The sequence below is a fragment of the Rathayibacter sp. VKM Ac-2760 genome, from assembly GCF_009834185.1.
Taxonomy (GTDB): domain Bacteria; phylum Actinomycetota; class Actinomycetes; order Actinomycetales; family Microbacteriaceae; genus Rathayibacter.
This window is the reverse complement of sequence record NZ_CP047173.1, coordinates 485572-505221: the sequence shown is the minus strand read 5'-3', so window position 1 is coordinate 505221 and position 19650 is coordinate 485572. Positions and strand designations below refer to the sequence as shown.

Sequence of the window (19650 nt, the reverse complement as noted above, 5' to 3'; positions counted from 1 at the left end):
GCCCGCATCTGTGTGATCTCGAAAGAAATGATGACGGCTTTGTCCGGAATTGCCCCGTCGATCTAGGACACATTCGCCTAGGTCTGAGCGTAGGCCTGGAGATTAAGGAAAGCCACTGTTCCGTCTGTGAACAAGATCTTTGGAAGTGCCCCCATATCCCGGGCACCCTATATAACGGTCAACCCGCGGTACGGGTCATAACTAAAGCTCGCTTCTTTGAAGTCAGCGTAGTGAAGCGGCCAGACTTTCCCGACGCGAGATTCATGAGCACCAGCTACTCGCAGAAGAAAGTCGAGGCACTGCTTGGCCGCTCCGTTCCAGACAACGCCCGGCTGACTTGTGACCGATGTCTCGCGAAATGTCCCGGAATCCGCGAATACCCATAGCAAGCAATCGCTCGACAGTCGGGCGAAATTAACCTCTACACATGCCGCTCTTCCACCCCATTAGCTCTTCAGTAGCGAGAGAGTGGGTAGGCGCTCATTCAGCCTCTGCCAGTGTTCATTCTTCAAGAGGTCTTTTATTGCGGTCCAACCCGATAGAACCCGCTCAACAGCCTCTAAGGCCCGAGCGCGCGCCTGAACTGCACCTAATCCGGTGACAGATCCAAGTTTCTCAAAGCTCCGAGCCGTAACCGCCCGAAAGTCCTTCTGTCCATCGAGATTTAGACCTAAGTTATCTCCCGGTATAAATAGTACCGTTGGGACTATGTCGTATGCCGGGGACAGACTTGACGTCGTTCCATCAGGGTAGATATATGCCCAGTTCTTCAGATGTGCATCTCCATTTCCAATTATGACATTCAAGACAATTCTATCGATGACTTCTAAAACCGCCTCAACTCCACAAAGCGCTGCTGTGTAATTTGCCACCGTTTCGAAATTTGCTTTGCGATATTTTGCATCGACGGCAGTGGTTGAGATCCACATGACCTGAGCTAGTTCTTCATAATGAACTCTCGAGCCATCTGTTCCTCGGTCGAACCGACGAATGAGTAACGACGCTTCGGGAACAGCGCCAAGCTTGCCAATATTCTCCACGGTTCGAGCGTCTGCCAGTTTCGTCTCCGCCGTATTGATACCAGCGCTTCTCGCTAGCTCCATGGCAGCGAACTCGGCTTCCGGAACATTTTCGTATTCCGCCCGCGAATCCGGCAATTTCATGATGAAATCGCCAGCTTGCCCCGAGACAGGAATCGTGAGACCACGGTCGGTCGCTTTCACCGACAGCTTCATTTGAGCACCAGCAAGGCTAAACTTAAGAAGGGGCTCGTCGGCGCTTGCATCGTCATGCTCGTCCAAATTGACAGCGTGATCGTTAGGGTCAGTGCTGTTCAGCTTCACAGCTCGGATGCCACCAGGCAAGTCATCTAAGCCGAGGCGTCCGAGTAGCTTGAACTCTCGTCTGATATTTACATCCGCCGCTTGTGCGACGGCATTGCGAAGACGCCCCTCTGGCAGAAGGTGCGAAAACCAGCTTGGCAATGCTACCCGAGCCCCCGGTTGCCAGTTCGGCTCGTGCTCCTCAAATTGCTGTCCAAGCACAGGACGCGACGCGACGTCCCAGTAGGACTCAAGTGATCGAAACCGGCTAAATTCTTGTTCGTTAGTTAGCACACCAACATCGATCCACATAGACGACGGCGACTGAAGTTGAATAAGGAGGGAGTGAGACATGGACTTATTCATCTTCATCGCCCACGATCAACGCATCTAGGGGAGGGCGAGTCAGAGCGCCGTCCTCGATCTTTCTCTCCATAAACGTCTTTGAAAGACGGTCTATCTCTGCCCTTCGTGCAACACGAAATTGATCATAATTCTTGTCACGGAGATATGAGGACGCGAGATCTGACACAGCGTGCGAATGCAGAATCATAGGCTCCTCCTGCCCATTAAGTTGAGGCCACTCTGGCGCCCAGAAACCACGATTTGCTGCGTCAGATCGACTTCCCGGGATAAGCTGACCTACACTCTGAAAGCCCGATCGGTCAAGCGATTCTGCCGTATCGAGCGCCTCCGCATTTGGGGTGAGGGGGCGAAGCGTAAGGAGTGACAGAAGAATAAATCGCGCGCTCGACGTTTTCGTGATGAAGGGAGTAGTTGGTAGAGAGGATGCTTGCATCGTCGGCAGTATATCGAGCAGTTGTTTCACCGCGCCAAACTCGCCTGGAGCAGCGCTTTGATCTCCCTTAATGGGATTGACCGTTCGCACCCCTCGTCGCAATGCTGGCGTTTGACCACTCTCTCGACCAAACCCTGATATTAGTCCCCGCCAAAGCCAGCGGGCTAGAAGCTTTTTTGTCCAGGTGTCCGGCTCAGGATGGAGGTGGAAGAACGCAGCGAGAATGGGAATGGGTAGCGTAAGTGGAAGCAGGAGGGCGTGCGGGATGCCACATGACTTGATAAATTCAATGACGCGAAATAGAGACTGTTCTGTGTGGTCGTACCATTCCGTCGGATCTTCGTTTGAACTAAATTCGTCGTGCAGATCGCGTTGAACATCGCCGCCTCGTATGGCAAGAAGGCTTTGAATTACTCGGCTTTCTTCGATTCGGCCAAAGCCGGCGGCTTGAAGGTTCTCGACAACCGTTCGTGGGCTAGAGTCGTCTGATTCTCGAGTGAATAGAGCGTGAAAGACTTGTGCTCGCGATATGGGCTTACCGCTGCTATTGACGCGATCAAAGACTTCTCGTAGAACCTTCTCGTCAGCTTCGGCAACCAGATAGGCAGGGACCCTATAATCTCGGATTGCTCCTCCGAGGCGGTCAGCCATCTCGAGGTCTTCCTCGCTAAAATCCTCTCCATTTGCACGAAGCCAAGTTAGGAGTCGTCGAGATTCGAGGGTTTCGCGTACAGGAATCGATCGCGGAGGACGCGCACCCCGAACCGGTCCTACAAAGCGTCGTCGGGATAGGTCGAAGTAGACGTCAAAGCGATCGTCTTGGATCGCGGGTTCTGATGCAAGTGCGACAACTAGCGACGTAAGGCGTTGCTGACCATCGATGACCCAGTAAGCATCGGAATGAGCTGGCACATCGAGGCTGAGCGGTCCGAAGCGCGCGACTGATGCCGGTAGTGCCTGTTGCCACAGCAGAAGAGTACCTATCGGAAAGCCGCGATAAATGGAATCGAAGAGCTTGCGTACATCCTGAGCATCCCACACGAAAGACCGCTGAAACTGTGGCACGCGAACTCGCCCCGTTATCGCGTACTTTACAAGAGTCGGAATGTCCCAAGTGGTTGTAGTCGACCCCGATTGGCTAAGAAAGTCCTCATTTGTCATAGTAATTATTCCTCTACCGTGTGCAGGACCATTGAGATTGCTCGTATTCAGCGGCTCGCCAGGTTGATCCGGCGCATTGTCCGTTGCTGCCTGTAACCTAGCTCAACTTCGGTCTGGGCGCAGTGCCTGTGCCGTAGCGGCTGGTTCTCCGTCATGCATGACCAGTGAGTGAGCACTGCCGTAGCTTGCTCGAAGCGGGGAGTCCTGCCAGTCAGGGGTGGTTGGGCCTAGGGCTTGCCTGCTCCCCCTCGACACTTCGGAACAGAGGCACCCCTCAGAAGCTTCAGCGGCTCTGGGAACCCGGCCGTGGCTCGATCAGGCGAAAAGAACCTGTCGGGTGAAGCTTTTAATATGCCCGAGTTGAGCCAGAGGCGCGCCCGAGACAGCCTTGCCGAGTTCGATGGGTACGGCATTGCCGAGTTGGCGCCGCGCGTCCGCTCTAGTGCCGACGAGTTCGAAGTCGTCGGGGAACGACATCAGCCGAAGCATCTCGCCGACGCGCAGTCGGCGTGCACGCTCGGTCCCGTTGCCCAAGTCCACATTTTTCCAATGAAAGGGTTCGACCCAGGAGCCTGATTGAGCCTGGGGCCTGGTGGGATCCAGGCGCAGCAGAAAGTTCCAGTAGCGGCTACGCCACTCGAACCGATCCCGGCCGCCGTACCGGGCGGTGTGCCACAGGTAGTTCTGCCCCGGCGGCGCTTCCAGGGCGAGTTGGCCGTATTCGCCGTCGACAATCTCGTCATCGGCAGCCATTACAAATGGCAGGTGCGGAGACGGATCACCCCCTTACCACTGGGCCTGGAGTGCACGTTCATCCGGGGGTCCGGGAAAGAAGTCGTCGTTGGTCCGGGCTGGCTGATGACGCTATTCGCCGGCACCGCCGGCGCCTTCGCTGCCGCCTCGGTTGCAGCGAAGGCGTGGCGGGCTCCTTGACCAGCCTCCTCGCTCCGGAGCGTTGTTTAGGCCAAGCACGCCGACCAGATTTGGGCGCGCGTGGCCGGGGGCGGGGTGAGGGCGCTCTCCCTTTTCGTGCGGGCCGGACCGGTTCGGGTCGGCCCACACGCGCGTCCGGAGCGTGAGCATGCGGAGCATCAGGAGCGTGAAGAGTCCTGCGTCGCAGAGCGGTTGCTGTGGGATCGAGAGCAACACGCGCCTTGGCCAAGTGATCCGGCACAGGGTCCGGAGACAGGTGCTCCCCTCTGTACGAGTGCCACTGTCACTCGATTCGCGACGGAAAGCAGCCACTTCACGCAATCTCTTCCCCTGCGCGGACCGCCCATCTCTCATTTCCGTCTGCCTCCATTGCCCCCCGCCTGTGGGACGCAGGGACGGGCCGTCAAACGAAGGGGTTCCCCGCCGAATGGCCTACCGGCCCGGCGGAGCGCATCAGACCTTCCGTAAACCAGCTGTGCCAATGCCCTGGCAGAAGGGACAGACGAGAGCGTCCAAAGCCCAGCAGGCGACCTTGCCTGTTTCCTCACCCCCCGGTTACGTTCCGCCAAGAGCAAGGGGCCGCTACGAAGCCGCCCGGGTACTCCTGTGGGGAATGGGACCATCACGATGAAGAAGACGACCAAGGGCGCCATCGCGGCCGGTGCGGCCGCTGTACTGCTGCTCGGTGGCGCGGGCACGCTCGCGTTCTGGAGCGACTCGGCGCCGATCGACGCCGGCGCGATCGATTCCGGCAACCTGACTCTCGACGTGGCCGCGGGAACGTGGGCCGACGCGACGCCGGGCACCACCACGGGCACGGCCTTCGACCCCGCCACCGACCTCATCGTGCCGGGCGACATCATCCAGTACACGACCAACGCGACCGTCACCGGCATCGGCAAGAACCTCGAGGCGACGTTCTCGGCGGACCTGCCCGCCGCCGCGGGCACTCTCGCCCCATACGTCGACACCGAGCTCACCGTCGCCGGCGAGACCGACGGCGGCGACTCGCTCGTCTTCGACTTCGAGGACGGCGACAGCCAGACCTTCCCCGTGATCGTCACCTTCACCTTCGACCCCGGGACGCAGAACCTCGACGGGCAGAACGCGACCCTCGACCTCGCCGAGTTCCAGCTGCTGCTCGCGCAGACCCCCAACGGCGTCACGCCGTAGTCAGGCCGCGCCCCGCCCAGGAGTCCCATGCCCTCTCGGCTCTCCGCCGTCGCTCTCGGTACGGCGGCCGTGCTCACCCTCGCTCTCGCGGGGATCGGCACGGCCGCCTACTGGAGCGACTCGGAGACCGTTCCGGGCAGCACGCTCCGCTCCGGCAGCCTCGATCTGCTGGCCGGATCGGCCGCCACGCAGGTGCAGGACCACGTCTTCACCGCCCTCGATGCGAGGAACGCGGGGCCGGGCAGCGTCGCCCAGGCACCGCTCACGCTCCGCAACGCGGGTACCGAGGACCTGCGCTACCGGCTGGACAGCACCGTCGTGACGCCGACGGCCGCGGCCTCCGCGTTCACCACCGCCGCGACCCTCGTGTCGTCGGCGGCCACGTGCCCGGCGACCGGCACTCCCGCCGGCCTCGCGCTCGTGACCACCGCGCCGCTCGGCTCGGCGACCTCGGCGTACCGGAATCTGCAGAAGGGGAGCAGCGAGGTGTGGTGCATCCGCGTGACCCTGTCGCCGTCGGCCCCGCAGGCCACCCTGCAGAGCACCAGCACCGGCATCGTGTTCCGCTTCCGGGCGGAGCAGCTGTGAGCGCCCCCGCGAGCGTCGAGGCCGCGGCGGGGCGGCACGCCGCCGTGAGCTCCAGGGCTCCCCGTCTCAAGGAGGACGGCGCCCTGGTCTGGGCGGGCCGGGTGTTCTCCTGGCTGGCGCTGTTCGTGACTGTGGGCGTGCTGCTGGCGACGGTGGTGGTGCCCCGCGTGACCGGGGCGACCGCCTACACCGTCCTCACGGGCTCCATGCGGCCGGGGCTGCCGCCGGGCGAGCTCGTGGTGATGCGGCCCGTGCCCGCCGACTCGATCGGCGTCGGCACGGTGATCACCTACCAGCTCGTGTCGGGCGAGAGCGCCGTGGTGACGCACCGCGTGATCGCCACGGCCGAGAACGCGCGGGGCGAGCGCACCTTCGTCACGCAGGGCGACGCCAACAATGTGGCCGACCAGGAGCCGGTGCGCGAGGTGCAGGTGCGCGGCGCCCTCTGGTACCACCTGCCGTGGCTCGGCTACCTCAACAGCGCGCTCACCGGACCGCAGCGCGGCATCGCGACGATCGTCGCCGTGAGCCTCCTCGGCGGGTACGCCCTCGTGATGTTCGGCGGCGCCGTGCTCGACCGGCGCCGGAAGTCGAGGAGGGCCTCGTGACCGGCCGCTCCCGGAGAGCATGGACGCTGCGGGTCGCGGTCGCCGCCGTCGCGCTGGGCGCCGTCGCTCCGCCGGCGGTCGCCCTCGCCGCCCACGCAGCACTGCCGGTGTCGGAGGAGGGGCTCGAGCTCAGCACCGACGGCGACGCGTTCGCTCCGCGGATCGACGAGCCGCTGCTCCGCACGGACGAGCGCATCGTGCCCGGCGGCACCTCGACCGCCCTCCTCTACGTGCGCAACACCCGCGCCGAGGACGCCGAGGTGACGGTGGTGCTCGACACCCCGCCGAGCACTCCGCTCTGGCAGGTGCTGGACGTGACGGCCACGGCGGAGGGGCGCAGCCTGCCGGTCGCCGAGTCGCTCGAGGTGAGCCCGGCGGGTTCGCGGGGCGACCAGCGATCGGTGAGCCTGGGCGCGCTCCCGGTCCCTCCCGGCGGGGTGCTGCCGGTGCGGCTGACGTTCACGATGGATCCGGCGGCGGGCAACGAGTACCAGAGCATCAGCGCGCCGGTGCGGCTGAACGTGACCCTCAGCGAGCGCCTCGACGGAGCCGCTTCCGAAGCCGTCGACCGCGGTCCGTGGCCGCTGCACCTGCCGTCCACCGGCCTCGCCCTCTCGCCGCCGGTGCTGCTCGCGGCCGCCGGCGCGATGGCCGCCGGCCTCGCCCTCCTGCTCGCGATGCGCTCCCGGCGCACGCCGTCCGCCGCCGCGAATTCCGACCCGCACGACCGATCCCGAAGGCAGTCCCCGGATGTCCCGTCCTGAACTCCCGCCGAGCACCTCGGCCTCGCCGCGCTCCCGCCACGCCGCGGCACGCCGCCCGAGTCGCTTCCGTTCGCGCAGCGTCCAGGTGCGCGCGCTGCTCTCCGTCGGCATCCTGCTCGGCGGCGGCGGCGTCGCGACCCTCGCGGCCTGGTCGGACAACGCGACGGCCACCAGCACGTTCAGCACGGGCAACGTCGACCTCAGGCTCAACACCATGGACACCATCACCATCCCCGCCTGGTCCAACCTGCGCCCCGGCAGCACGCAGGCGGTGGCGATCGCGGTGAGCAACACCGGCACGCTCCCCGTGACCTACACCGTCGTGGGCGCCGGCACCGGCACGCTCGGCCCCGCGCTCACCGCCGCCGTCTACACCGGCGGCACGCCCTCGAACCCCGCCGGCGGCACCACCTCCTCCTGCAGCGGCACCGCGATCACCGGCACTGGCGCGACGGCGCCCCCCTTGGTGGGGACCATCATCGGCACGGGCCGCCCGCTGGCCGGCGCCACCACCACCCCGCCCGTGACCCCGTCGGAGACGCTCTGCGTGCTCTTCACCCTGCCCACCAACGCCGCGTCCAGCCTCCAGTCGCAGAGCACGAACATCACCCTCACCTTCACCGCGACCACCACCTGAGCCCGTGTCGACCGCCCACCACCTCGCCGAGTCGCCGGACGCCCCTCACCGGGCCGATCCGCCGGACGACGCGACCGAGCCCGCGGAGGCGCCGGCTCGCGCGACCGCGCGCCCCGGCCGGATGCGCACAGTGCTCCGCGAGCTCCTGCTCACGCTCGGGGCGGTGCTCGGCACCCTCTGCCTGCTGTCCGCGCTCGCGGCGCTGCTCTTCGGCATCACCCCGCTCGTCTTCCAGAGCGGCTCGATGGGGCCCGCGATCGAGACGGGCGCGCTGGGGATCGCCCGCGACATCCCCGCCGCCGACGCGCGACCCGGCGACGTGGTGAGCGTGGAGCTGCCGACGGGCGTGCGGATCACCCACCGGGTGGTCTCGAGCACCCCGGTCGGCGGCGACCGGGTGTCGCTCGTGCTCCGCGGCGACGCGAACGGGGTGGACGACGCGGAGCCGTACGTCGTCGACCGGGTGGACCTGCTGCTCACGAGCGTGAATCGCGTGGGCTACGTGGTGAGCGCGCTCGCGAGTCCGCCCGCGCTGTTCCTGGGCGGGCTGCTGGCCGGGCTGCTGCTGATGGTGGCGTTCGCTCCGACGCGGGCTGCGCGCAGTGCGGCTCCGGAGGCGGGCACCGGCCCTCGCCGTCGGCATCGGCACGCGGCGGGGGGCGCCCTCGGTCTCACCGCCGTGCTGCTCGCGGGCGCGGGCGTCGTCGCGCCCCCGCCGGTGGGGACCTCGGCCGCCTTCACGGACACCGCGCTCGCGACGGCCAGCGCCGCCACCGGCGCCCTGCCGGTGCCCACGATCACGGAGTGCACGACGAGCGGGGCGACTGTGACCCTCAAATACACCGTCCCCGCCGCTTCCCTCACTCAGTCCGGAATCGTGGCCACCTACGGCACGGGCGCCGCCGTCACATCGACGGCGCCGGTAGCGGCAGATGCCCGCACCATCAGCTTCGTTCCCGCCAGCGCACTGCTGGACGTCGGCTCCTCCTGGCCCGTGACGATCTCCACGGTGCTCGCCGGGACCACGTGGCGGGGCACCTCGCAGTCGTACACGGTCACCACCCTGCTGGGAGTCGGCAACCTCGTATCGCGCACCTGCAGGCCGACCACCCCCTAGGCGTTGCTTCGGCTGGCTCTGGTGTGCAGCGACCACGTCTCCAGACCACGGCAGGGGTGGCTTGGCCGGGCGGATACGATCGCGGAGGTGCTCGTGCCGACCTGGCGGTTCTAAGTGTGTTGGGTGTGATGAGGGGTGCGAACAATGACGTCGATCCATGATCTTCTTGCCGAGTATGCGCAGATCGCGCCGGACGCCCGCGCGAAGGGTCGCCTGTTCGAACGGCTGACAAGGGTGTTCTTGACCACGGATCCGACGTAGACGGCCCGGTTTGACGAGATGTGGCTGTGGCAGGACTGGCCTGGCCACGACGGCAAGCCCGACACTGGAATCGATCTTGTTGCCCGTGAGCGGCACGGCGGGTGCTGGTGTGCGATCCGGTACAAGTTCTACGCCCCCACCTCCATGATCCAGAACGGGGAACTGGACTCGTTCTTCACGGCGTCCGGAAAGCACCCCTTACGTCGCGGATCGTGGTCGCGACGGCCTCGCTGGGCAAAAAACGCGCTGGACGCGATGGTCGGGCAGGGTGTGCCGTCGAACCAGATTCCGGTCGACGAGTTCGACCAGTCCGACATCGACTGGTCGACGTACTCCTTCGACAAGCCAGACGAGGTCGCACCGCCTCAGAAGAAGCAGCTCCGCCGGCATCAGCAGGAAGCTCTCGACGCCCTCCGGTCCGGGTTAGCTGACCACGACCGCAGGAAGCTGGTTATAGCCAGCGGAGGTCTTCGAGATTCCGCGCGAGCCGGTCCATAGAATGCACGAGCACCGTGTCGCCGTCGCGGACGAATCCGACCTTCTCTTCGAGCTGCGGACGGTTCAGGTCTTTGCCGCAGGCCTTGTCCTCGAACACCCGGTCCAGCGTCACGCCGTCGAACTGGAGCATGGTGCTCTGATCCAACGTGCTTACCCGCACATATCTGACTCGCTGACCCGACACGTCGCCTCCGACCCCAACTTTGTCCAGTTGTAGGTTAAGAGCCACGAGGGCAAGTGTCTGACAAGCCGCAAAGTGATCCTATTCGGACGCGTATCGGCCGTAGCGTCTGACGTCCGGTTGGGGTGTACTTCGAACTGCCAGTCCCGCATCGGTGCCGGAAACATCTTCGCTCGCTCGGACGAGCAAATTAGGACGCGGGCTGGCTCAAACGTGCCCGATTCTGGTGTGAGGATTTCTTCCGCTACCGCGGAAGCGAAGCCGCGGGCGGCAACGCCATCCTTTGTCATTATCGGGATTTACGGCGCGGCAGGCCGAAAGCTACCCACCATGTAATCGTACCGATAGCTGCGCTGATCAATAGTCCAATCGGATCCGTGAAGGCAAAGAGGAGCGTGTCACCCGCGGAGTCCATCAGGTCGACCGCCGCTGCTGCGGCCAGTCCATCTAACGATCCGTGATTGACGAGATACCAGAATAGGTAACGAGCTATAGGCGCGGTGACGATAAGAATCGCGATTAGACGCAGGGTTAGCTTGAATCGCGACCGGCGCACGAAGGAAGGCCGCCCCATGTCTCGGGCGACGACGCGGCATTGGTGTGGACGTAGCGTCGCGGAAGCGAGCCCCCATCCCGTGTCCAGCTCGACGACAAGATGACGTCCATCCGTGTCGATTACCACTCCGCTGGTCCCTTCAGTATGAGGAGGTGAGAGGAATCCGGACGGTATTGGCGCCGTAGTGACGATCCTGTCGCCGATCGCGGGCGGGGGAGAGAACCAGCGCAGCATGCTGTTCACCACTTTCCGGGCAATGGCAGGCGAGGACGGTGCTCTCCGGGAATGCGCTTGCGCTCGTCCTCGGCTTGTTTCAGGTCTTCGGTCTCGTCGTCGATGCGTTGCTGGTCGTTGTCTCGGCTGTCGTTGAGATCCTGAATCTGTTGTTCTCGCTGGTTTTGCTGGAACTCCTGCAGCGTCTTCGGTGCGTCGAGATACCAAGCGCCGAGACCGGCGACGACTCCGGCCGCGCCGATACCGAGCGCCACCTTCTCTCGAAGGGTCAGTTGTCGTTCCATGGCTATGCCCGTCCCTCGTCGCAAGGGACGGGCGCGGGGTGCCGTCTGACCGCACCTGATTCGTCAGGGGCGGGTGGAGACGTGAGAAGGGTTGACACGTTGTGCCTCTCGGAAATTCAGCGGGCTTCGAGAGCGATTCGCGCTCGGAGCGGCAATCCCGCGACGGGATCGCTACGTTGAGGACCAACCCCGAAACCACCAGCCTGGGTGCGTCGCTCTAACTGACCGCCCCATCGCCGAAGCACACGTAGTGCCACTTTTGGCGGAGAACGAGCTCACCTTGGTCTCCGCTGATGTCGTAGTACCGCTCCGCTCCGATAGTTTGGAGGGAGACAGTGAGTTCTTGCCCTTGCAGGGCACGTGCGGCGTCAATAACGAGGGCGGGAGTGGATGCGGAGACGGGGGCGGCCTGCTCCCCGCGCCATCCTCCCGGGGCGTCGTCGCAAGACAGCGGATCCCACTCGAACTCGTCCTCTTCGCTGAGCGGCGTCCCGTCGGCGCGGGCGACCACTCTATCAATTAAATAGGCGAGATCGCGCTCGAGCAGCTTCGGTGTATCCCCACCAATTGATACCGATGGACATTGATAGAAGTCTCGGCTTCTGCCATTGAAGGTAAGCGAGACATACTCTCCTTCCCAGATCAGACCGTTCTGTGCCGCCATTCCGGCCTGGGAGAGAGCTTGGAGAATTGCGCCCCGTCCGGCTTCGGATCCATAGAGCTCCCGCGCCGCGTCTGGGTGTATCTCCGAACAGAACTGGATGATTCGATCGATGGAGCCCGCCGCGAGGTCGTCCGCGAAGACTTGCACGGCTTCTACTGAGCCAGAGTCGGCCATCACTTTTGGCCTATCAAGCGGCAGCGCAGGAACTCCTTCATATAGATTGCGCAGCGGCCCGGCCGGGGTAGGCGCGGAGCTCGGGACCGGCGGTGCCGTTGGCGACGAGCCGTTGTTGTTCGCGCACAGTGCGATCTGCCGGATTTCTGGCGAGATGAGTTCCCTCCACTCGGTCGCGGTGAAGTCAGATCCGGCGATGTCGCACATTTGGCGAGTCCAGGTTTCGGCGTCGGGCTGGTATAGCAGCGTCTCTCCGTTGTAAATCCGGGTGCCCACTCGCTGCAGTGTTAGAGCGCCGAGGAGGGAGCTATCGGGAGACCAACTGATGTAGACGGTTTCCTCTCCGTTGACCGTTCTGAGCGGTGGAACCGAGGCTACGAGTGAGTTGGCATCCAAAACACTGACCCAGCCGCTAATCATGACTGCGGCCAGCCGCTGGCCGTCAGGACTCCAGGCCAGGTCCTGCACCTCCGCAGGCAGTGGTTGAGTTCTTTCAACGGTTTTGCCATCGGGCGACCTGATCTCCAGAGTCCGATCCGCGCTCAGCATCGCGAGTCGTCCGTCGATTGAATTGATTGAGAGCTTGAGGCTGTTGTCGAGGTCGACCGTCGAGCGCTCCAGTCCGGATTGAGCGTCGTAGAAACGCAAAACGAGATCTCGGGTCGCGTCCCACCCGGTCCAACTGTTCACGACAAGCGTTAGCCCGTCGGGGGTGATTTCCATTCCACCAACGCCTTCGCCGACGTGTTTCGTCGCTACTTTGAGCCAGGTAACGGTATCCCAGAAGGTAAGGTCGCCCGACTGCACATTGAAGGCGACCAGCATGCGCCCTTCGTCCGCGAATCGGACACGGGTTACCATTGATTCGATCTCGGCGTTCGACGTGTCGCCCGGGACGATTAGTTGCTTGATCGGTTGCGCAGTGCGGGCGTCCCACACCAAAATCATTCCCGCGCCCGTCTGGTCGAGGCCTCCGGCAGCAATAAGGTTTTCAGTGGAATCGACGTCATTGATGTAGAAGGGCGTCTGATACCACTCTCTACCGCTGAACTCGCGCAGGACTCGGTAGCCCCCTTCGGTGGTCGGGCTTGTGACGTCGATGCTACGGAGCCCTGTGATCTCGTTGGCGGTCCCGCTCGAGACGGTTTGGATGAGGTCCCCCGCCGGGTTGAATTCGACGACGTTCGAGCCTTCCGCCGATTCCTGGTTCAGCGCTGCAGTCGCGTCGGCGAGGACGAGACGGCCGTCGCTGTGTCCCACGACGAAGGCCCCCTCGCGTTCGACGGCCGACAGAGCCGTCGTAAGACCGCTTCTCTGTTGAGCAACGACGGCGTTCGCCTGTGAGGCGGCACCGCGCAAAGGGATGATGGTGAGAGCAGAGCCGCTCGACACTGCAAGATCGCTTTCGTAGGTCGAGACGGCGAGGCTGTCGATACGTCCGGCGATACCCCCGAACGGGTACGCTTCGACGCGTTCCTCCTGAAAGTTCCAATCGACGATGCCCGCCTCGGTACCGATAAGGATTCGGTCGTCCGTGGTGATCAAATCGGTGACAATCTCAGGCACGACTCCGGCTGGCGCAGTGACGACCGCTTCCCTCGTGCTGGGATGGTAGACATAGACGCCTTTGACGTCGGTGGCTAGCAGTAGCCTGCCCGAATCCCAGCCCCGTCCGGGGAACGAAATCGTCGGGCCGGCTGCGGCGGCGACGAGGCGAACTCCTCCGGTGCCGAGGCCGATGAGAGCGCCAATGTCGACGCGGTCAATCTCGGTACCGTCTTGGGTGAAGGTGACCGCTATTCCTCCGCGGTCGACAGTGGTGAACTGGCCAGGCTGAGGTCCTGGGGCGATTGTGAGCGGCTCCGAGTCAAGGGCGATCCGCGGTCGGGCCGACAGCGCCCCGTCTGCCCCAACGTCAATCGGGACGATCCCCTCCGACTCCTGGATGATAAGGAAGCCTGGCGTGGAGACCGTCCCGTCTGAGGCGGCAGGTATCGCTGTGATGTCAAAGCCGCCGGCTGGGAGATCGATTTCGTCAAGGGGTTCGAGCGCGTCGGCATCCCAAGATCGCAGGCGACGATCCGTCCCGAGGGACACGACCGCTGGGCCGAGAGAGGCCACCCCGACAATCTCGGTGTCATGCGCCTGGGTGGTGGCGGCGGTGTAAGCGTTCTGTTGCGCGATCTGCAGCATGGCAGAGGTTGAGGCGAAGCCTGGAGAAAGGCGATGAGAGGCGAGTGCTTGCAATGCACCGGTGCGAGGATCAGTTAGCTGCCGCTCCGGAGCCTCAGATGCGAGCCGCGCCGAAACCTGTTGAACTAATTGAGCGTACTCCGCGTCCCTCGCCCATTGGCGCGCCACCCAAACTCCGGACGCCACTCCGATGACGAGGATCGCGACAAGTAAGAGGGCGATGTAGAAGCGCGGATTTGATCTGGTTCGTGCCTGCCGGACAGCGGAAGAGACATCGGGAGCACCTGAAATGCGAACCTCGAATTTTCTCCCCTCGTGTTCGGCGTCGGCTAGCGAGCTCTGCGGGACGATCACCCGCCAGTTTTTCAACGCCGCGGCGCTGATCTTCGATGAGTAGCCCTCCACGGGGAGGATCTGTTCGCCCTCGAGTCGTCCCGTTACTGCGCACGTGGGATCGAGAGTTCTCCGGGTCGGAAAGATGTTGCGCTTTCGTCCGAGAGCTACGTCGTCGAGAGCGACCGCGAAGGCGGCTCCTAGCGATGAGCCTGTTGGGTCGATTACGGCTTCGTCGTTCTCGATGATCGACCATACGACGCAGGGCGAACCTTCCAAGAAGAACGACGATGACTGCCATGCGGCCTGCACTGCGGCAATGAACTCGTCATTCGTGACGAGGAAAGTCATGCGGGTCGGGTCCGGATGCAGTCCGGCTGGTCCTTCCTCGAGCCGCTCCAGTTTCAGGTGCGCAGCTGTGCCCGCCTGGTCGGTCGAGGATCCGAACAGGACGGGGATCTCACATGCCCGGCCGTGACGACGCGGTCTTCCCGAGGAGAGCGAGATGACGAGTAGCTGGAGGAACCGGGCTGACGGTCGGCTGCGCCGAGTCTCGAGAAGGGCGAGAACGAGCGATGCGGCGGCACCGGTTCCCGGCGGCGCCTTGAACGCAGGTGCTTGAGCGTCGATCTCGGTTGACCAAACCCGGTGATAGTCGAAGAGGTCGAGAGCAGCAGTGACCGCAGCGTCGACGTCCCCCGGCTCGAGCACGGTCAGGGCGAGGTCGGTGACTGCGACAAGGACCCGGTAGGCATCGGACGTCTCGACACCATCGACGAAAACGCCTCCGTCGCCGGAGAGGAGCGCGCTGGCCTCGGGACCCTTCGGGTCCGCGAGCGCTTGTAACGCCTCGCGGTTCCCTTCGGCGATGGCCGAGGCGCATCGGTCGAAGAGACCGTTCAGCGATTTCGTGGTGAGTCGAGCGAGGAGAGCAGCGCGAGCCGCTGCGGCATCGCTGAGAGCTTTCAGTACATCAGTCTGACCGCCGCCGTTATTGGACATAAGCGGTAACCACCCGGTAGTCGTTCCAGCCGTCAATTTCGACACCGATCTCGACCGATTGGGTTTCGTCGAGCGGCGCTGTGCAGATTCTCTGGCCGAGGGCGATGTCAGGCGACGCCTCGCACGCTAAAGCCTCGAGATTGGGCGACGCCCCCAGATCAACCAGGCGAGCGAGCGCGGTCGTCGCCTGGGCGGTGGCCGCCGATTCTGGGACCTCTTCGTTCTGTGACACCGCCTCAGCTACTGCTACGACCGCGTCCGAGCCGTCAAACGCGCGCGTGTTGTTGATGTTGATCCTCGCCCCGTCCCAGGAGACGTCGGCCTCGGCCGACAACGTTCCACAGCAACTGGGATCGCCCTCATTCCCGGCGACCCAACGTACTGTGAAGCTTTCTCCGGAAGCAGAGAGCTCGGTGATCGCTTCGCTGAAGCCGTCCACTGCTTGGGCTGGCTCAAACAATCCGAGAAACTCAAACGAGGATGTCCAGAGCCCGACCTGGTCCGGCCAATGGACCCCTCCGCGATTGCATCGAAGGACCGCGGCGACCACAGGATCGTCGTGCGTGCCGCCTGCGGCCACCAACGAAAGATTAGTGCCCGCCGGTGTCGCTTCCGTCACAGCCGGCATAAAGGCGTAGCCCTGGTTCTCGGGGATGCCGGGAAGGGACCCGTCGACCAGGGATCCTGCAGGATGCTCGCAGATGGAGGGAATCGGAGCACTCCGCAGCGCCGACGCGTCTATCTCAATCGAGATCGGAGTGGGTGTGCTCCGTTCCAGAGTCTGAGCGGTGCAGGCCGCGAGAACGAGCAACGAGAGGCTCAAAGCGGCCATGCGCCACGGTCGTTCACCCACGAGGGTTCCTCGGAGCAAGTGCGCGGTAGATCGCAATGGCCGCTGGATGCTCTTCCGGCAGTGTCGCGAGGATGCGCCGCCATGCGCCTGTCCCTTCACGCGAGGTGGCTCTCACGCTGGCCCCCAGCGAGTCGAAAATAGCCGGAGAGAGCTGGGTTACCTGCTGAGGGAGCGTCACGGACGTGCCCTCCCAGTTTCCAGCCACTTGCACGGTGGCCTCGCCGAAGAAGAGCCCATCAATCTCGTCGAGCGCGACGACGACAGTCAATTCCGTGGCCGCCGTCGTAGCGGATATGACCACCACATCCAGAGGGTGCGCGATATCCGCGTTGGCACCGAGGGCAATGTGCACGCTGCTAGCGCCGAGGCTGGTTAACCGCAGCGTCAACCCTGAGCGATCGGCAGTGGTGGACGGGAGGTCGCCGTCCGATGCAGCAGCGGCCCGGGCGGTCCGCACGAACGCTGGGAAGGAGATCGGGTGGACGGTTTTGGAAAGTGACGCAACAGACGACGCAGTCGTCGCCGCGACTCGCTCCGCTGCAAGCATGACGTCATCGTCGCTCGTGTCGGTTCGTCGGAGCCTCGCCTCAACGATTGCCACCACCTGCTCACGAATTCGCGCGACCTCGCTCACGTCCGGCGGCCGGCGGCCCCGAGTGCCGAGATTTTTCGACTGCACAGAAACAATGATGTCGTCCAGCTCGATTTCGGGATCGATTTGCACCGATCCTGTGTACTCACCATCGGCGAGGAGTAGCCGCGCCGACACGGTGTCGGCATCGTGATGCACTCGGAAGAAGAGCGGTGATCGCTGGGACGTCGGTGCGGCTTCTACACTCACCTTCACGTCAGTCACGTCGTCGGACCGGGAGATTGACCAGCGCACGGCGTCGTCACTCGCACTGACTTGGCGAGGCGGAACGGTGCGCCAGTCAACTGGACCTGATCCGACCCGAGCGGCAAATGCCCGGCGCTCGCGAGCGTGCGAGGATGCGATCGAACTGGGATGGGCTGTAATTGGCGTGACGGCCAGCATACTGGCGCGCTCTCTGGCTACGCGCACGATTCGGGCCACGGGCTCCGCCAGGTCGAGCCCGCCTGACTCCTCGAGCTCGCTACCAGCAAGAGCGAGCAATTCACGCGAGGGCTCGATGTCGGCGAAAAGTGTCGATGCATCGAATGCGAGAGATCCCAGCTCGGCGTCGAGGAGCCATTCTGTCAGCGCAGGGATCTGCCCGGTCGGCGACGGCCACCACCGACGCAACCACATGCCCCTGAGCAGGGAACAGGCGACGCGGCTGAGCTCAGTGATCGGTGCCGCGACGAGCACTGCGATCGGCGAGTATGGAGCCGAGAACGCATCGTTCAAGGCAAACGCGACGTCGGCGCCGTAAAGCTCCCTTACCCAGGGTGCACTAACTGTTGGCTGCTCGATCACAGCGGTGGGGATGACATCGCCGCCATCAACATCGAGGAGGAGGAATCCGCCGACAACTTCGAGAGCCTGCCGCGAGATGCGGTCACCATCAATGACGCCAGGAGCCCCTTCCGGGCGGAGCATGAAGAGGTCGTCCACGTCACGGGAAACCTCGATCATCATGTGTCTCATCGGCGGACTCCCGAACGGTTCTGTTTGCACAACAAGAGGACCGACCCCGAATACATCGACAGGGTCATCGGTCCCCGTCTCGACCCAAGATCGACTGGATCACGGGCACCGCCTGACCGAAGGCTGGCAAGTCATCGGCTGTCAACGGCACCTGGACGTATCGCGCCCCGTGGCGCTCCTCGCGGAATGGACGTTCGTCACGTAGATACACAGCGACCATGTCGTACCACGTTCTCTGCAGGCGCCCGTACGATTCTCCCCGTCGGCGATCACCAAGTTCTTTGACCGAATCGAGGAACCGCAACGTCTCATCGAACTGCTCGGCCATCGCCGAATTAAGGATCTGGCTCACGCTTTCGCGTGCCTGATCGGTTTCGGGCTCCTCGCCGATGTCGGCAGCGGCGACGGTGAGCGACGTCTTGTCTAGTACGTGCTCCTCCACACGCAGCGCCCGGGCGAAGACGGTCGGAATATTGTCCATGGTCGATGTAAAGGCCCCGTGGATCTGCGCCCACGCGTCGGCTGCACTGAGTTCGTCATCGCTCGTGAAACGAAGCCGGTAAAGGCGGGTCCAAAGACGACCGAGCATGTACTGGTGTGGGTGGCAGGAGAACGTGGAAAGCTCTGGCGGTGTGAGCTGAAGGCTGTGTAGCACGTGGAACAGGCGGACATTGCTCCACTTCTTAGCCATGATCCGAGCTCCCTGAGGAAGGTTCTCGAATTTCCGCCGCTTACTTGCCGGATCTTCGCTCGGTTCAAATGTCACTGCGGTCATTCCCGCGGCTCCGAGGACAAGGGTCGCGCGCCAACTCGAGCGCGAAAGCGCGAAGGGGCTTGCGACGGCATCGACCGCTCGAATCCACGCATCGCGCGCATCGACGGTATACGCAGCGAATCTCCCCTTACCCTGAAGTATCCTCTCGAAGCGTGCTCGAACCGAAGCGTCGAGCGGCAGCCAATCTGAGGACTCGACCCGAACGGCGTCCACTAGGCGGGAAGCGGGCGGGCTACTCGAGGCGAGCTCGAGGGCGGAGGGCGGAGCCGTGCTCGCTTCGTCGGCGAGAAAGGCTCTCCAACTCGTCTCCGCGTCGTCATTCACAGCGGTCCGGCCAGCCGCCATCGCGAAGCTTTCCAGCACATCCCGTTGCATCCTATTGCGCCTATTCCGCTCCCTAATTGAGACCGGTTCCGCGCGATGGATCATCGGCATCTCAATCCCCTGAAGGCGTTTCAGCAGCGAAGCCGCAAAATCCGGGTCGCTAAAGGCGTGGTCGAGACCGATCTCAGTGAGGGTCACTGACGACGCGATTATCGAGATATGCTCCGAGGCAGCACGCGGTGCTACCCCCGGACTGGCCTCTCCGTGTTGCTGGGCCAGCAGCAAGGCGTCGAGGAGAAGTTTCTGATTGGGGGCCGTCGAGACCGGGAGGTGTCCTGCGTCAACCCACTCCTGGTGCGCAGACAGCAGAGCTCGATACCAGAGTGGCATCGCTAGCAGCGCCGAACGGTGCTGGTCGAACCGAGCAGCCAAGTCGCGCTCGTCGACCTCCTCATCTCGAGCGAGAGCCTTTGCAGACACACCGAAAACATGGGGCCCCAGCACTTCGCGGCCCTTCTTAGTGAGTGTCCCATCGCGGGTTACGAGCGCGGCCATCTCCCGGCCCAACCCAAGTTGAGACATCAGTCCACGGATGACTGGCAGAGCT

The 19650-nt window shown here is 63.6% G+C and carries 14 protein-coding genes and 1 pseudogene; 6 read left to right on the top strand and 9 right to left on the bottom strand.

The window, feature by feature from the left end; genetic code table 11:
* Positions 1-446: 446 nt before the first annotated feature.
* From GSU72_RS02210 to GSU72_RS02200, 3 genes are all read right to left on the bottom strand, one after another.
* Positions 447-1676: a type II toxin-antitoxin system HipA family toxin gene (locus GSU72_RS02210; RefSeq protein ID WP_159983355.1), complete on the bottom strand. Its 1230-nt coding sequence runs from the start codon at positions 1674-1676 to the stop codon at positions 447-449.
* Positions 1677-1680: 4 nt separating this feature from the next.
* Entirely contained in the window at positions 1681-3282 is a 1602-nt protein-coding gene (locus tag GSU72_RS02205; protein ID WP_159983353.1) for a DUF262 domain-containing protein, read from the bottom strand.
* Between the two features lie 315 nt (positions 3283-3597).
* A complete protein-coding gene (locus GSU72_RS02200; RefSeq protein ID WP_159983351.1) occupies positions 3598-4035 on the bottom strand; it encodes a DNA cytosine methyltransferase in 438 nt (145 codons plus the stop codon).
* Positions 4036-4842: 807 nt separating this feature from the next.
* On the opposite strand from GSU72_RS02200, the gene GSU72_RS02195 reads away from it, so the two are divergent.
* The 6 genes from GSU72_RS02195 to GSU72_RS02170 are packed head-to-tail and all read left to right on the top strand — an operon-like array spanning position 4843 to position 9102.
* Positions 4843-5388 (top strand): alternate-type signal peptide domain-containing protein, encoded by a 546-nt coding sequence (locus tag GSU72_RS02195; protein WP_159983349.1) that lies wholly within the window; start codon positions 4843-4845, stop codon positions 5386-5388.
* Positions 5389-5415: 27 nt separating this feature from the next.
* A complete protein-coding gene (locus GSU72_RS02190) occupies positions 5416-5976 on the top strand; it encodes a SipW-dependent-type signal peptide-containing protein (RefSeq protein WP_159983347.1) in 561 nt (186 codons plus the stop codon).
* Positions 5973-6584, top strand: coding sequence for a signal peptidase I (locus GSU72_RS02185; protein WP_159983345.1), 612 nt, complete (start codon positions 5973-5975; stop codon positions 6582-6584). Before GSU72_RS02190 ends, GSU72_RS02185 begins: the two co-directional genes overlap by 4 nt.
* Complete coding sequence (locus GSU72_RS02180; protein ID WP_159983343.1) at positions 6581-7348, top strand: hypothetical protein; 768 nt, start codon at positions 6581-6583, stop codon at positions 7346-7348. Before GSU72_RS02185 ends, GSU72_RS02180 begins: the two co-directional genes overlap by 4 nt.
* Positions 7335-7985, top strand: coding sequence for a TasA family protein (locus tag GSU72_RS02175; RefSeq protein WP_159983341.1), 651 nt, complete (start codon positions 7335-7337; stop codon positions 7983-7985). The genes GSU72_RS02180 and GSU72_RS02175 overlap by 14 nt, the downstream gene beginning before the upstream one ends.
* A 4-nt stretch (positions 7986-7989) precedes the next feature.
* Positions 7990-9102: a hypothetical protein gene (locus tag GSU72_RS02170; RefSeq protein ID WP_159983339.1), complete on the top strand. Its 1113-nt coding sequence runs from the start codon at positions 7990-7992 to the stop codon at positions 9100-9102.
* A gap of 721 nt (positions 9103-9823) precedes the next feature.
* On the opposite strand, the pseudogene GSU72_RS02160 reads toward GSU72_RS02170, so the two are convergent.
* The 6 genes and pseudogenes from GSU72_RS02160 to GSU72_RS02135 all read right to left on the bottom strand — a co-directional run.
* Positions 9824-10045: pseudogene (locus GSU72_RS02160) on the bottom strand (recombinase family protein); the annotation flags it as partial.
* Between the two features lie 792 nt (positions 10046-10837).
* Positions 10838-11116 carry a hypothetical protein gene (locus tag GSU72_RS02155; RefSeq protein WP_159983335.1) on the bottom strand — a complete coding sequence of 93 codons (279 nt, stop codon included), beginning with the start codon at positions 11114-11116 and terminating at the stop codon, positions 10838-10840.
* 217 nt (positions 11117-11333) lie between these two features.
* The gene (locus tag GSU72_RS02150) at positions 11334-15482 is read right to left on the bottom strand and encodes a WD40 repeat domain-containing protein (RefSeq protein WP_159983333.1); all 4149 of its coding nucleotides are present in this window, start codon (positions 15480-15482) and stop codon (positions 11334-11336) included.
* The gene (locus tag GSU72_RS02145) at positions 15472-16335 is read right to left on the bottom strand and encodes a hypothetical protein (RefSeq protein WP_159983331.1); all 864 of its coding nucleotides are present in this window, start codon (positions 16333-16335) and stop codon (positions 15472-15474) included. The genes GSU72_RS02150 and GSU72_RS02145 overlap by 11 nt, the downstream gene beginning before the upstream one ends.
* Complete coding sequence (locus GSU72_RS02140; protein WP_159983329.1) at positions 16328-17935, bottom strand: hypothetical protein; 1608 nt, start codon at positions 17933-17935, stop codon at positions 16328-16330. Before GSU72_RS02140 ends, GSU72_RS02145 begins: the two co-directional genes overlap by 8 nt.
* A 73-nt stretch (positions 17936-18008) precedes the next feature.
* Complete coding sequence (locus GSU72_RS02135; protein ID WP_159983327.1) at positions 18009-19598, bottom strand: hypothetical protein; 1590 nt, start codon at positions 19596-19598, stop codon at positions 18009-18011.
* Between the last annotated feature and the right edge of the window lie 52 nt (positions 19599-19650).